Annotated in this window: 13 protein-coding genes and 2 pseudogenes; 6 read left to right on the top strand and 9 right to left on the bottom strand. The window is 67.1% G+C overall.

Annotated features, from left to right (window positions below; translation table 11 throughout):
- Nucleotide 1: 1 nt before the first annotated feature.
- Together SB786_RS21295 and SB786_RS21290 are read right to left on the bottom strand one after the other, a co-directional pair.
- A complete protein-coding gene (locus tag SB786_RS21295; RefSeq protein ID WP_410729210.1) occupies nt 2–445 on the bottom strand; it encodes a helix-turn-helix domain-containing protein in 444 nt (147 codons plus the stop codon).
- Between the two features lie 495 nt (nt 446–940).
- Nucleotides 941–1606, bottom strand: coding sequence for a cation diffusion facilitator family transporter (locus tag SB786_RS21290; RefSeq protein WP_410729209.1), 666 nt, complete (start codon nt 1604–1606; stop codon nt 941–943).
- Between the two features lie 278 nt (nt 1607–1884).
- On the opposite strand from SB786_RS21290, the gene SB786_RS21285 reads away from it, so the two are divergent.
- The gene (locus SB786_RS21285) at nt 1885–2874 is read left to right on the top strand and encodes a zinc-dependent alcohol dehydrogenase family protein (RefSeq protein ID WP_410729208.1); all 990 of its coding nucleotides are present in this window, start codon (nt 1885–1887) and stop codon (nt 2872–2874) included.
- Between the two features lie 27 nt (nt 2875–2901).
- Here SB786_RS21285 and fnr read toward each other — a convergent pair whose 3' ends face one another.
- Nucleotides 2902–3675: a fumarate/nitrate reduction transcriptional regulator Fnr gene (fnr, locus tag SB786_RS21280; protein ID WP_410729207.1), complete on the bottom strand. Its 774-nt coding sequence runs from the start codon at nt 3673–3675 to the stop codon at nt 2902–2904.
- A gap of 421 nt (nt 3676–4096) precedes the next feature.
- On the opposite strand from fnr, the gene SB786_RS21275 reads away from it, so the two are divergent.
- A complete protein-coding gene (locus tag SB786_RS21275) occupies nt 4097–4573 on the top strand; it encodes a universal stress protein (protein WP_410729206.1) in 477 nt (158 codons plus the stop codon).
- A 51-nt stretch (nt 4574–4624) separates the two neighbouring features.
- Here the strand turns inward: SB786_RS21275 and SB786_RS21270 are convergent, their stop codons facing one another.
- From SB786_RS21270 to SB786_RS21255, 4 genes and pseudogenes are all read right to left on the bottom strand, one after another.
- Entirely contained in the window at nt 4625–5458 is an 834-nt protein-coding gene (locus tag SB786_RS21270; protein ID WP_410729205.1) for a universal stress protein, read from the bottom strand.
- On the bottom strand, nt 5455–5958 hold the full coding sequence (locus tag SB786_RS21265; protein ID WP_410729204.1) for a universal stress protein: 504 nt from the start codon (nt 5956–5958) through the stop codon (nt 5455–5457). The genes SB786_RS21270 and SB786_RS21265 overlap by 4 nt, the downstream gene beginning before the upstream one ends.
- Nucleotides 5959–6027: 69 nt before the next feature.
- Nucleotides 6028–6550, bottom strand: a pseudogene (locus SB786_RS21260) (hypothetical protein).
- An 8-nt stretch (nt 6551–6558) separates the two neighbouring features.
- The gene (locus tag SB786_RS21255) at nt 6559–7398 is read right to left on the bottom strand and encodes a universal stress protein (RefSeq protein ID WP_410729203.1); all 840 of its coding nucleotides are present in this window, start codon (nt 7396–7398) and stop codon (nt 6559–6561) included.
- A gap of 190 nt (nt 7399–7588) precedes the next feature.
- Between SB786_RS21255 and SB786_RS21250 the strand changes: the two genes are divergently transcribed.
- The 3 genes from SB786_RS21250 (at nt 7589) to SB786_RS21240 (ending at nt 10773) form a co-directional block, all read left to right on the top strand.
- Nucleotides 7589–8128 carry a hypothetical protein gene (locus SB786_RS21250; RefSeq protein WP_410729202.1) on the top strand — a complete coding sequence of 180 codons (540 nt, stop codon included), beginning with the start codon at nt 7589–7591 and terminating at the stop codon, nt 8126–8128.
- Entirely contained in the window at nt 8118–8864 is a 747-nt protein-coding gene (locus tag SB786_RS21245; RefSeq protein ID WP_410729201.1) for a beta-ketoacyl-ACP reductase, read from the top strand. Before SB786_RS21250 ends, SB786_RS21245 begins: the two co-directional genes overlap by 11 nt.
- 79 nt (nt 8865–8943) lie before the next feature.
- Nucleotides 8944–10773 carry a PHA/PHB synthase family protein gene (locus SB786_RS21240; RefSeq protein ID WP_410729200.1) on the top strand — a complete coding sequence of 610 codons (1830 nt, stop codon included), beginning with the start codon at nt 8944–8946 and terminating at the stop codon, nt 10771–10773.
- Nucleotides 10774–10786: 13 nt separating this feature from the next.
- Here SB786_RS21240 and SB786_RS21235 read toward each other — a convergent pair.
- Together SB786_RS21235 and SB786_RS21230 are read right to left on the bottom strand one after the other, a co-directional pair.
- Nucleotides 10787–11827, bottom strand: a pseudogene (locus SB786_RS21235) (RNA-guided endonuclease InsQ/TnpB family protein).
- Between the two features lie 186 nt (nt 11828–12013).
- The gene (locus SB786_RS21230; RefSeq protein WP_006752850.1) at nt 12014–12199 is read right to left on the bottom strand and encodes a DUF2964 family protein; all 186 of its coding nucleotides are present in this window, start codon (nt 12197–12199) and stop codon (nt 12014–12016) included.
- A gap of 356 nt (nt 12200–12555) precedes the next feature.
- Here SB786_RS21230 and SB786_RS21225 point away from each other — a divergent pair, with 356 nt between their 5' ends.
- Entirely contained in the window at nt 12556–13176 is a 621-nt protein-coding gene (locus SB786_RS21225; RefSeq protein ID WP_410729199.1) for a TetR/AcrR family transcriptional regulator, read from the top strand.
- The last annotated feature ends 140 nt before the right edge of the window (nt 13177–13316 follow it).

The following is a 13316-nucleotide window of genomic DNA, read 5'->3' as shown; positions in this document are numbered from 1 at the left end:
GTCACCAATCCTCCCGCTTGGGGTTCCGGGGCTTGCCGGGTGTCGCCGCGGCAGGCCGTTTCCGCGCGCCGGCGGAGGGAGCCTTCGCGGCGGCTGGCGGGCGGTTCGGCGTATCGGATAAGGCGGACGAGCCGGACGAACCTGACTTGCGACCGCGCGCGGCGGCTGCACGCTTGGGTACGGGCACGGGCTCAGGCACGGCGACGTCGGGCGTCGCCGCGTCGTCCGGCGTGCCTGGATCCAGCGTCAGGCGCACTCCCAGCACGTTCAGCACCTTGAAAAACCGTTCGATGCTGACCGCGGACGGATTGGCTTCTAGCTGCGCATACGACTGCTGCGTGACGCCGAGGCGGGCGGCGAGCTGCGCCTGCGTGAACCCCGCGGACTTCCGGAAGCCGACGAGGATCGGGCGCAACTGGCTCAAGGTCTGGACAGGGAATGCCATGGGCTCTCCGCGAAATGACAGGCGATCGCTTGTAATCGAAAAATACAGTGTATGGTATGTATCGTCAAAATACAAACCCGAGACTGTATTTCACAAAAACAAGCGATAGCCTGTCAGGCGGACACCCACGGGTCAGCGCACACACGGGCGAAGTGCGCCCGCCGGCGCCACGTCACGCCACCCCGCAGCGGGCTCGCATGCGCGGCGCGGCGCGGCGCGCTTCTCGCAGACGGGCGTGACGCGCCAGGCGACGCTCGTGCGGATCCTGCTCGCGAGCGTGGTGCCGCTGGGTTGATCGGGAGCGGCGCATCCGGCGCCGCCGCATCGATATCGCGCGCATTCGCCTGCGTTCGGCGTGTACGTTATGGCGACCACGGTGGTCACGACATCATGAACAAGAGGCTCGCGCGTTGCGAGCCTCTTTCGTTTCGTGCGCCATCGAAGGCGGGTTTCGAATGCGTCAGCTCATCGCCCGGGACGAGACGGCGAACATCGTCACGACCCCCGCGTCGAACGGTTCGCCCACGCCGCCCATGCCGGCCATTGCGCGCAACCGCGCCGGATGAACCCGGCGCCCGTACGAATCACGATCGCGCCGATCGCAAGCGCGGCGAGATCGTCGAGACGGCCGAGGCCGACCCACGCCGCGCACATCGCCAGCGCCGCCAGCAACGCGGACAGCGCGTCGGTGCGCACATGCCAGCCGCTCGCCTCGAGCAGCGCCGAGCCGGTTTCATGCGCCTTGCGCAGCATCCAGCGCGACAGCGCGGCCTTGCCGGTCAGCGTGAAGACGACCAGCGTGAGCGTCATCGCGCCGGGCTGCACGACCGGCGGCGCATCGAACCGATTTGCCGCGTGCCAGATCATCTGCACGCCTGTGGCGACGAGCAGCGCGCCGAGTCCTGCCAGCGCGAGCGGCTCGTAGGTCGGGCGCCGCTCGGGCGGCAGCCGTGCGTCGAGCCGGCACGCGACGAGAATCAGCGCGTCGGCCGCGAGATCGATCGCCGCATGCGCGACGTCCGCGAGCAGCCCGGACGAATGCGCGGACCACGCCGCGACCGCTTCGGCGGCAAGCAGCAGCAGGTTGATCGCAAGGCTGGCAGCGAGGGCGCGGGAGGTGGCCGCATAAACGTGGGGCGTGGCGCGCGAGGTGCGCTGCATGGCGGATTCGTCTGTCGAAAGCGTGGGCAGCCTCGAACGCTACCGGTCGACGATTGCAGATACGTGACAGCAGCGGCCGAAGCTGGTCAGGAATCGTGCCGATGCGATCGGCGGGTTCCTGCACGGAGCGCCGCTTCGGAACTTCATCGTGTCGGCAACCGTCCGGCGGCCGTTGACCCACGTCAAGCGCCCGTCACCGGGCCGTGCGGACGCGATGCGCGACGAGTAGCCTTGAAACGCGAAGCGCGCGAACACGATCGCGCGGTGGGGAGACGAGCATGCTCGCGATGATGTTTGACGGCACGACACCGCATTTGCGCGAAGCGCGCATGCCCGACTTGTCGCCTGCTGCCGGTCAGCTCCTGATCGACATCCATGCGTGCGGCGTCTGCCGAACCGATCTGCACGTCGTCGACGGCGAACTCGCGCATCCGAAACTGCCGCTGATTCCGGGGCACGAAATCGTCGGAACGGTGCGCATGCTCGGCGAAGGCGTGACGGGTTTCTCCGTGGGCGACCGGGTAGGCGTGCCGTGGCTCGGCTCGACCTGCGGGCATTGCGCGTATTGCACATCCGGCCGCGAAAACCTGTGCGACAGCCCGGGCTTCACCGGCTATACGATCGACGGCGGCTATGCCGAGTGCACTGTCGCCGACCATCGGTATTGCGTGCATCTGCCGCGGCGCTATTCCGACCTGGAAGCCGCTCCGCTACTGTGCGCCGGGCTGATCGGTTATCGAACCTTGCGCATGGCGGGCGACGCTCGCCGCATTGGAATCTACGGCTTCGGTGCCGCGGCCCATCTCGTCGCGCAGGTCGCGCATCGCGAAGGGCGCAAGGTGTTTGCGTTGACGAAGCCCGGCGACACCGTGGCGCAGCAGCTCGCGCGGTCGCTGGGCGCCGCGTGGGCCGGCGGCAGCGACGAAGCGCCGCCCGAGCCACTCGATGCCGCGCTGATTTTCGCGCCGGTCGGTGCGCTGGTGCCGGCGGCGCTGCGTGCGGTCGACAAAGGCGGGATCGTCGTCTGCGGCGGCATTCACATGAGCGACATCCCGGGCTTTCCGTACGCGTGGCTGTGGGGTGAGCGCCGCATCGCGTCGGTGGCCAACCTGACGCGTGCGGATGCAGTCGAATTCATGCGGATCGCGGACGCGATGCCGCTGCAGGTCGAAGCCGTGCGCTACGCGCTGACCGATGCCAACCGTGCACTCGACGACTTGCGCAGCGGGCGCGTGTCGGGTGCCGCCGTGCTGGGCATGCGCGGTTGATCTGCTCGACGGAGCCAGGCGGCGCGATCAGATTTGCCGCAGGCCTTCCGGATCGACGATCCGGATCTGCTTGCCCTGCGTCGCGACGAGCCCCTTGTGCTGGAACTTCGACAGCATGCGGCTGACCGTTTCGAGCTTCATCCCGAGATATTCGCCGATCTCGTCGCGCGTCATCCGCAGTACGAATTCCGCGGCCGAATAGCCGCGCGCCTTGAAGCGTGCGGAAAGATTCAGCAGGAACGCGGCCACGCGCTGTTCGGCGGTCATCGTGCCGAGCAGCAGCATCTGCGAGGATTCGCGCACGATCTCGCCCCCCATCATCTGATACACGTGATGCTGCATCGGCCGCACTTCGCGGCACATCTGCTCGAGCTGGCCGAACGGGATGATGCAGACCGTGCTGTCCTCGAGCGCGATCGCGTCGCCGTTGTGATGCCCGGTGTGCACGCCCTCGAGCCCGAGCGACTCGCCGACGAGCTGGAAGCCGGTGATCTGTTCGTCGCCGTCGCGATGCATGACGATGGTCTTGAACGACCCGGTTCGCACCGCATAGATGCTGTTGAACGTGTCGCCCGCGCGAAACAGCGTTTCGCCGCGCTTGACGTGGCGCGTGGTGCAGATCATCGCGTCGACGCGCGCGAACTCGTCAGGCGAAAGATCGGATGGCATGCAGACGGTACGCAATGCGCACGTCGAACAGCGGGACGCGGCGCGCTTGGGCTGATCCGCCGGCTGGACCGGATGCAGCGGGATGAACGGGCGTGACGGCATGGTCGTCGAGACTTCGGCACTGCTCTGCATGATCGGCTCCAGTTCGGGGCAGCGGCGGCTCGCCGTCGGGCGGAATCGCGCTGACCGTTGTATCGGCGGCCTTGGTCTCTGCCGCCTGACTGTCGGGAAGCCCCATCGGACGCGCAGGAAGACCGATACGCCGGTCTCGACGATGCTGCATTGGCTCCGGGAGGCACGCTGGGTTGCTTTTCTCGACGTGCAGTATGGATGTTGCGCGACGTCAAGAAAATCAGCGGGAATTGAAGTTGCGGTAGGCGAGAGGGAAGCCTTGTAGGGAGATTCCTACACGGGCATGGCAATTTGTCGCGATCGGCGCGGGCGTGCGCCGGACACGGATGACGGGCGTTGACCGGTGTCAAGGCAACGGTGCCCGTCAGGATCAGACTGGCTCGATGAACCGATCGAACCCGGACGGCAGCAGGGAGGCAACATGTACCAAAGGATCTTCGCGGCACTCGACGGCAGCCGCAGCGCGCGGCTCGCGCTCGACGAGGCGATTTCGCTCGCGCGCCATTCGGGCGGCCTGGTCATCGCCACATGCGTGGTATCGGATGCGCTCCGGCCGGCCGGCATCGACCGGGACAGCGGCCAGATCGACCAGCGCGACCCGGCCGGACTGGACGCGAACAACGCCGCGACCGCGGTCTCGGACGCGGAAGCCGCGTTTCGGCTGTCCGGCGTACGCGGCATCGCGCGCACGATCGATGCGTGTGGAGCGGACATTTCGGACGTGCTGGCGCGCGCCGCCGCCGAATGCGATGCGGACCTGATCGTGATGGGCACGCATGGTCGTCGCGGCTTGCGCCGTGCGTTGCTCGGCAGCGTTGCCGAATCGCTGGTGCGCATCGCGGATCGGCCGGTGCTGGTCGTGCGGGAAGGGCCGGGCGCGGGCGCGGACATGTCGTGACGGGCGTGACAACAAGCGGGCCGCCGCAAGCGGCTGCCCGCTTTCACGCGCTCAGTGGGACAGCAGAACCGGCACCGTCATCGTCTCGAGGATCGTGCGCGTCGCGCCGCCCAGCACGCGTTCGTGCATGCGGGCATGGCTGTACAGGCCCATCACCAGCAGATCCGCATGCACGTCGGTCACCCGGTTCAGCAGCATCGCGCCCGCGCTCACCGAGCGTTCGCGGGGCGTGGTGGAGAACGACGCGCGAATGCCGTGCCGTTCGAGATACGCGGCGACATCGACGCCCGCCGGCGTCTCGTCCGGATCGGGATGCGCGCGGGTGATCGTCTCGACGTGGACGAAGCGCGCACGGGCGAGCAATGGCAGCGCGTCGGCCGTCGCGCGGGCGGCCTCGCGTCCGCCGTCCCAGCCGATCAGCACGTTCTCGCCGAGCGTTCGCACGTCGCCCGCGTACGGGACGACGATCGCCGGCCGTCCGCTACCCATCACGACGTCCTCGACGAAATGACGCGCCACGTAGGTCATGCGGTCGTCGGGATCTTCCTGGCCCAGCACCAGCAGATCGGCATGGCGTGCATGCAGGATCGCGGCAGCGGTCACGTCGCCGGCGGGCGCCTGCCATTCGACGCTGCGTCCGGCACGCTCGGCGGCCATCAGGAATCGTTCTTCCGCATCCTTGCGTCGCTGCTCGCACAGGCGTTCGTAGACGGCTAGCTTGAGCGGCTCGTCAGGCCGCCGCAACGGCTCGAAGAGATCCTGGCAGACCGCGTAGAGGCCAATCAGGTGGGCATTCCAGCGTCCCGCGAGTTCGAGCGCGAGGTCGACGCGCGCGTGGCAGCGGTCGCTGTCGTCGAGATGGACGAGCAGGGTCTTGTAGCTCATGATGGCTCCTTTTCGGTTGATGCGGCGACGGTTCCGGCGGATGCCCCGGCCGCGCAACGCGCCGGGATCATCAGGACCGGACACGTGGCATGACGCAGCACGCGTTCGGCCACGCTGCCCAGCACGAGGCGGCGAAAGCCGCGCCGGCCGTGCGTGCCGAGCACGATCAGGTCGGCATCGATCTCGCCGGCGAAGCCGACGATCCGTTGCGCGACGTCTTCGCCCGCCGGCGCGACATTGCAGATCTGCGGCATGCCGGCCACGTCGCGCGCCTTCATGCGGGTTGCCGCGTCCGCCGTGACGCGCAGTCCTTCGTCGCGGAATGCATCGATCAGGATCGACGGATCGTATCCGGACGCGTCGTACGCCGGCACCAGGAAATCGACGACGTAGACAGGTGTCAGCCGTGCACGCGTCTGCGACGCGAGGTCCAGCGCGGCGTCGAGTGCGCGCGACGACGTATCGCTGCCGTCGAGCGCAACCAGAATGTTCGAATACATGACGTTTCCCTTGAGCGGATGCCGATGCAATCATCTTCGGCGCACGTGTGCCGATCGCGCTGATCTGGATCAACCGTCGCGGTTGCCGCGCAGTATGCGCACCGCCGCGCGCGCCGCGACCCATGCGTCGTTGGTCGGCTCGACAACCACCGTGACCGCGCTCGACGCAGACGACACCACATGTGCATGCGCGGCATTCGCGCGCGCGTCGAGCTCGATGCCGAGCCAGCCGAGCGACGTGCAGATCCGCTCGCGCAACGCCGCCGAGTGTTCGCCGATGCCGGCAGTGAAGGCCAGCATGTCGAGACCGCCGAGCAGGGCGGTCAGCGCACCCGCTTCACGCACGATGCGATGGACGTAGCGTCCACGTCGCGATCCGCGCGAGCACGGCGCGGTACGGATCGCCCGCGACGAACGGCAGCGAATCGTGCGGCGCCGCATCGAAGCGGATCGACGCGCCATTGCCGGTTGTGACCGCTTCACCGTCGTGCAGCGGCCGCCGCGCGGGATCGCCGTGCGGCGGATACGCAAAGACCGCGAACTTCACGCTCGACGAACCGGCATTGACGACGAGCAGCGCGAGCGTACGCATCGGACGGCTCAGTGCGACATCAGCACCGGCAGCGTCATCGACGCCAGCACCGTGCGCGTGGCGCCGCCCATCACGAGCTCGCGCCAGCGCGGATGGCCGTAGGCGCCCATCACGAGCAGGTCGGAACCCGTTTCGTAAGCGCGCGACAGCAACGTGTCGCCGACCGACGAGCCGTCACCGGTATCGATATCGAGCACGTTCACGTCACGTGCATGGCGCGCCAGCATCAGCGCGGCATCGGCGGCCGGAATGCGCGTGGCCGCGGCTTCCGAAGCGCCGTCGATCACCGCGGCGACCGTCGTGCGACCGGCATGTTCCAGAAAGGGCATCGCGTCGTGCGCGGCGCGGGTCGCTTCCCGGCCGCCGTCCCACGCGACGAGCACCCGTTCGCCGATCGACGGGAATTCACCGGTGTACGGCCAGAACAGCACCGGACGGCCCGCCGACAACACGAGATTTTCCGCAAACTGGTCGTCGATATAGGTCTCGGGGTCGTTGGGGTCGCTCTGGCCGGCTATCACGAGGTCGGCAAGGCGTGCGGCGCGCGGCACGGCCAGATTCGCGCGCTCGTCGGCACGTACCCAGGCTGCCGGCACTTTCGCGCGCGCCGTCTCCGCATGGAACAGCCGCTCCAGCGCGGCGCGCCGTTCGTCGCGCTGTTCGCGATGCGCGCGGAAATAATCGGCGGACCCCGCCATCACGTAGAACGAATGCGGTTCCGGCGTGTAGACCGCAAACAGGCCGGTCAGGTGCGCACCGAAGCGCCGGGCCATGCGCAACGCGAACTCGAGGCGCGAATGCGCGCGAGCGCTCGTATCGAGGTGCACGACCATGCTCTTGTAGCTCATCGGAATCGCTCCATCGACGGGTGATCCGCCAGTGCAATCCAGTCTACGAAGCAGGGTTTTAGCGGGCTTGACTCAGATCAACGGCACTCGTGCGCCGTGGCCGCACAGTAAAGCGGTCGCAATGCCGATCCCGGGCACGCGGGATGCGGCGTGATGCCGACCCATTGACTGGATCGAAAGAGGGGAGCCGATGAGCACGTACGCTTTCACGACACCGAACGACGTTGGCCGCGCGGGCTGCGATCTCGCGCTGCGGATGGTCGCGCTGAACCGCGACTGGCAGCACGAATGGCATGCTCTGGCTGGGCGGCGCATCGAGCGGGACCGCTCGGCGGTGCACCAACTGCAGCAGGCGCTGGCGGACACGAACGAGTGGACGGCCTTCGGCGAGGCAAACCGGCAGGTGATGCGCGACTATGCGATCGCGAGCGTCGCGATCTGGCAGGACGCCACCGAGCTGTGCATGCGAGCGCAGTACGAGGGCGCGGGCGTATGGCGTACCTGGTTGCGCGAATACGGCGCGGGCGCGCTGTCGCGTTTTCAGACCGACTGGCTGCCCGATCTGGGACGACTGGCGATGGTGAACGAGGCCAGCATGCCGTGGGCGGACTGGATGACGGCATTGGAGCACGGGATCGAGGACGCGGCTGGCGCGAGTGACGGTGCGCTGGTGGATCCCGAGCGTCTGAACGGGATGGCCGACGCACGGGAGAACGACCATGTGCGCTGATCGGGTCGCATTCGTCACGGGCGGCATGGGTGGCCTCGGCGCCGCGATCAGCCGTCGCCTGCACGAGGCCGGCATGACGGTGGCGGTGTCGCACACGGAAGGCAACGACCACGTCGCGACGTGGCTCACGCACGAACGCGAAGCGGGCCGCACATTCCATGCGTTCGCCGTCGACATCGCCGACTACGATTCGTGCCAGCACTGCGCGGCACGCGTGCTGGCCGAATTCGGGCACGTCGACGTGCTGGTCAACAACGCCGGCGTCACGCACGACGCCACGTTCGTGAAGATGACCAAGAGCATGTGGGATGCGGTGCTGCGCACCAATCTCGACGGCATCTTCAACATGACGAAGCCGTTCGTGCCGGGCATGATCGAAGCCGGTTTCGGGCGCATCGTGAATATCGGCTCGGTGAACGGTTCGCGTGGCGCATACGGGCAGGCGAACTACGCGGCCGCGAAGGCCGGCATCCACGGCTTCACGAAGGCGCTGGCGCTCGAGCTCGCGCGCCACGGCGTGACGGTCAATACGGTCGCGCCCGGTTACCTGGCGACCGCGATGCTCGAGTCGGTGCCGCAAGACGTACTCGATACGAAGATCCTGCCGCAGATTCCGGTCGGCCGCCTGGGCGATCCCGACGAAATCGCGGCGCTCGTCGCCTTCCTGTGTTCCGACGCGGGGGCGTTCGCGACCGGCGCGGAATTCGACGTCAATGGCGGGATGCACATGCGTTGAGGTCGTCCCACGCCACTGCCCGCCATACCCCCGAAGGAAGTCCCTTGGGAAAAGGCGGGGTTTCTCGGAGCAGAGTCTGATGAAAGCGTCCGTCACGCGCGCCCCGCGCGGGAACGAATCCATACGGCCATCGGGCGCGGGTGAGCCCAAGGCGGGCGCGCCCCAACGCGCGCAACGCGCGCGAGCCGGTACAACGCCCGCGGAACAATGGAACCGCGCGGCGCATGCGAACGTGGCAGCGATGACGTTCGGGCTGTCGCCCGTGTCGCTGGCGCTGGCCATGCTCGACTGGGGCGCGCATCTCGCGGTGTCGCCGGGAAAATGCTTCGATCTCGCGATGCAGGCGTGCCTGGCGGCCGGTGCACCGGCGGCAAACCAGTGCGAGGCCGAGGCCGGCGATCCGGACCCGACGGGCCTGGCGGTGCACGCGGGCCAAGCCGATCCGCGCTTTGCGGCGCCCGCGTGGGCCGGATGGCCGTTTCACGTGTACCGTGACAGCTTCCTGTCGATCCAGCGCTGGTGGCGCGACGCGACGCGCGGCGTGCCGGGCGTCGAGCGGCACCATGAGGAACTGGTCGGATTCGCTGTGCGACAGTGGCTCGACGCGTGCTCGCCGGGCAATTTCCTGGCGACCAATCCGGTCGTGCTCGACGCGACGATGTCCAGCGGCGGCGCGAATCTCGCGGCAGGCACCCTGAACTGGCTGGAGGATGCGAAGGCGCAGCTCGAGCGGGCCGGCGGCACGCATGCCCAGGACGCGCGACCGTATCTGCCGGGACGCGACGTGGCCATCACGCCGGGCCGCGTCGTGTGGCGCAACGCGTTGTGCGAACTGTTGCAGTACGAGCCGACGACGGCGCGGGTCGCGAGCGAGCCGATCCTGATCGTGCCGTCGTGGATCATGAAGTACTACATCCTCGATCTGCAGCCGCACAATTCGCTGATCCGTTTCCTGGTCGATGCCGGCTACACCGTGTTTGCGGTGTCTTGGCGCAACCCGGGTGCGGAGGCGCGCGACCTCGGGCTCGACGACTATCTGCGCGACGGGTGCATGGCGGCGCTCGATGCCGCCCGTTCGGTCTGCGGGGAAGCCGTTCACGCGGTCGGCTATTGTCTCGGCGGCACGCTGCTGGCGATCGTTGCGGCGGCGCTCGCGCGCGACGGGCGGCAGCGCGAAGCACTGCGGTCCATCACGTTGCTGGCGGCCCAGACCGATTTCAGCGAACCCGGCGAACTCGGCCTATTCATCGACGCGAGCGAATTGTCCGCGCTCGATGCGCTGATGTGGCGGCAGGGCTACCTGGACGGCGCGCAGATGTCCGCCGCGTTCCAGCTGCTGAATGCGCGCGACCTGATCTGGTCGCGGATGATGAGCGAATACCTGCTCGGCACGCGCACGAAGCCGAACGACCTGATGTCCTGGAATGCGGACACCACGCGCATGCCGTATCGCATGCATTCGGAATACCTGACGCGGCTCTTTCTCGACAACGATCTCGCGGTCGGCCGCTACTGCGTCGACGGGCGGCCGGTCGCGTTGTCGGATATCGACGTGCCGACGTTCGTGGTCGGCACCGAGCGCGATCACGTGTCGCCGTGGGGCTCCGTCTACAAGCTCCATCTGCTCACGCACCACGCGCTGACCTTCGTGCTGACATCGGGCGGCCACAACGCGGGCATCGTGTCGGAACCCGGTCATCCGGGACGCCACTACCGCCGCGCGACCCGCAAGCCCGGCGCGCCGTATCGCAGCCGGCACGACTTCGTACGGGAAACGGCGGCGGTCGACGGATCGTGGTGGACATGCTGGCGCGACTGGCTGCACGAGCATTCGTCGGGCGACGTGCCGGCCCGCACGCCAGCCGCCGGACTCGGCGCGGCGCCCGGCACCTACGTGCTCGAAACTTGACGTCCTCACCCGCCTAAAGGCAGGTGATTCCCACACCTGGCGATGCACGTCCGCATCGGAGAATGTTCAGCGCAGCGTTGGTATCTCGATCATGCTCGACACCACATTCACTACAGGCCCACTCTCTCATTCGCAGTCCCGCGATACCTTTCGGCCGCGTCGTGCTGTCTTTCGACCCGCACGCCGAACAGGACTGGGTGGAACCGCTTTCGTCCACTTCCTCGAACGTGGCCCCGTGCGCGATCGCTTTGTAGCGGAGCTTGTTTCGGAAGGACGACCAGGATGCGTCGTAGACGCTCTTCGCCATCCTGGTTCTGGCAAGTTTGACGGCAGACACATTGCCGACCGCGATGTAATCGAAACGCCGCACCAGATCGAGCGCGAGCTTGTGCTGAAAATCGGCACGGGCATTCGTCACCTTGGCGTGCAGCTTCGCGATATGGCGTTTGTGCTTTCGCGCCCGTTGCGCTTTCGCCAGTTTCTCCGCCGCGCGTCGGCCGAATCGGTCATTAAGCAGCTTCTCGCCGGTCGAAAGTGTGGCGAAGTCTTTCAAGCCGAGATCGATACCGACACCCGAACGGATCGGGCGGCCCTGAACATCGGGCATCTTGAGAAACCAGTTGCCGCGCGCATCCTGCGCAAAGTTGGTCCCATCCTTGATTTTGCCTTCGGGAAGCGCCCGGCTGTGGAATACCCGAAACGTGTTGCCGGCGAAACGGAACGCGTCACCCTCACGCTTCAGGTCGCGACCCTTCAGCGGCACCCAGCCCAGCGATTTCCTGCCGCGATAGCGCAGGTAAGGGCGCCGGTGCTGACTGCGCGACTTCGCATATTGCTCGCACGTCGCGTTGATCGTGCCGGAGTGGATGCCGAGCGCCTTGCTGCTCCCCGTCGTCAGCACGTTCAGATCGAATCCCGTCGGTCACTTCTTGCTCCACTTGAGCGCGTGCTTCTGCGTGTCGTTGCAGAAGTTCCAGACGTAGTTCACCGCACGGCTCTGCTTGTTGAGCAGTCCGTTGAGCGACTTCACGCGGTAGCGGTAGACAAGGATCATGCCGGTGATCCTAACCCGTGGAAGAAGCTGCCTGTCAACAGCACCCCTTTTCCTTCCCACCATCAATGGCGGGGTTTCTCGGAGCAAATTCTGATGAACGGCAATCCGTATGCCGAGGCGGCCGACGGCGCGCGCCTGCCCGGCCTGCTGCCGCGGCCGGCATTACCGCCTGACGCGACTGCGCCGCTATCGCGCCCTCGACGCCGGATTCAGCTGCGCGACGAACGCGACGATGCCTGAAACCAGCGTGACGATCGCGTACGGGACGATACGCTCGTCGACCAGCATCGCATGTACGACACCCAGCAGCGATGCGAGGGCGATGAACACGCAGGCCGTCGCAAGCGCGCTTCGGTATTGCGGTCGGATCATGATGTTCTCCCGGGAAGGCGGCCGCCGATGACAGGCTTGCCGCAAGCGAAGATGCCGCTGCTTGCGCAGGACATGGCGTCATGATCGCGTGCCGGGCTCCCGCACGGTTGATCTGTATCAACGGACACATCCTGATCGCGCCCCCGATGCGCCGTGCGCCGGTCGCCCCGCCGGCGGGAGTCTGCGCGCGGCGGAGCCGACCGCCGGAAGCCCATTCCGAAGCCCGAGTTGAAAAGGGCGCCCCCGGTGCGGCGACAACGCACCCGCGACGCTGCGCGATTCGGGTAAAGTGCCGCTGAACTTGCCGGCTCGACGTTACTAGACGACCGGTCTAATCGTTGCTAAGATACGCCATCATGAATGCATCTTCAGGCGCGGAAGTCCGCCAGCACATCCTGAATACCGCGAAGCCGATCATGCTCCACAAGGGGTTCTCGGCGGTCGGTCTGAACGAGATTCTCGCCGCGGCGGGCATCCCGAAGGGCTCGTTCTACCATTACTTCGGCTCGAAGGAAGCATTCGGCGAGGCGCTGCTCGAGTCGTATTTCGAAGGCTATCTCGCGCATCTCGACAACCTCCTCAAGCATCCGGCCGGCACGGGCGCGCAGCGCCTGATGACGTACTGGGGCAACTGGCTGCACACGCAATGCGCGGACGATCCGGAAGGCAAGTGCCTCGCGGTGAAGCTCGGCGCCGAGGTGTCCGACTTGTCGGAGGCGATGCGCGCGGTCCTGCGGCGCGGCACCAGTCAGATCATCGAGCGGCTCGCGGGCGGCATCGAGGCCGGGCTGGCCGACGGTTCGCTGAGCGGCGTCGACGATCCCGCACATGCGGCCGCGATCCTGTATGAGCTGTGGCTTGGCGCAACGCTGCTGGAGAAGATTCACCGCAACCGCCAGCCGCTCGAGCGCGCGATGCTCGAAACACGTCGGATGCTGAACCTGCCGCCCGTCGAGCCAGACGGAGCGCAGTCATAATCCGGGCGCGCAGCGGCGCGCCTTGTTTTTACGTGAGCACTAGACGACTGGTCTACTCAGCCGGGAGTCCGATTGCTTGACCCGCCAGGGCCGCGGCTGCGCCGGCTGATTCGCCGGCACGGCCGCGGCCTCCCGCATCA

Source organism: Burkholderia sp. SIMBA_062 (assembly GCF_046534765.1).
Lineage (GTDB): Bacteria > Pseudomonadota > Gammaproteobacteria > Burkholderiales > Burkholderiaceae > Burkholderia > Burkholderia ambifaria.
The sequence above is the reverse complement of the archived record's forward strand: the minus strand, read 5'-3'. Positions and strand labels throughout refer to the sequence as shown.